Annotated in this window: 1 protein-coding gene; it reads left to right on the forward strand. The window is 53.0% G+C overall.

Annotation, left to right across the window (positions count from 1 at the left end; all coding sequences use genetic code 11):
• A partial coding sequence (locus tag HMPREF3155_RS03365) for a transposase (protein WP_070432572.1) occupies nucleotides 1–602 on the forward strand: 602 nt, incomplete at both ends.

Below are 602 nucleotides of genomic sequence, written 5' to 3' on the forward strand. Positions count from 1 at the left end.
CAGATCATCGCGATGTGCCTTGATGGTGCTAGCTACGCGCAGATCACACACGCATTGGGATGTTCACGACGAGAGGTATCCCGAGCAAAGAAAGTCATCAACGATGAGGAACTAACTCCAGAGCGTTTCCGTCAACTTCCACCGGGATGGTTCGATGATCGATTCAGCGACGGCCGGAGTAAGCGGACGATGGCCTACGATCAACCTGATTTTCATGCTCTTGCCCGCAAACTGAAAAGTACAAAGCATGTGACCAGGCACAAGCTGTGGATGGACTACTTGTCGCAGCCGTGTCCGACGGACAAGACAAAGTACCAGTACTCCCAGTTCTGTAGTGGGCTCAATGAATTTCTACGTGCCAACGATCTCGTCGAAGTCATCACCCATGAGCCAGGCCAAGAGCTTTACGTTGACTGGGCCGGTGACAAAGTACCTGTAGTAGATCAGGCCAGTGGTGATACCGCGTTCAAGGCGTCACTGTTCGTCGCAGTCAGCCCATACTCAGGGCTGATGTATGTCACGGCCGCTGCGAACGAGAAGATGCCGGCGTGGATTGAGTGCCACGTCAAAGCGTTGAACTATCTTGGCAAAGTACCAGCAGT

The sequence above is a fragment of the Corynebacterium sp. HMSC06D04 genome (assembly GCF_001807315.1).
GTDB classification, from domain to species: Bacteria; Actinomycetota; Actinomycetes; order Mycobacteriales; family Mycobacteriaceae; genus Corynebacterium; species Corynebacterium simulans.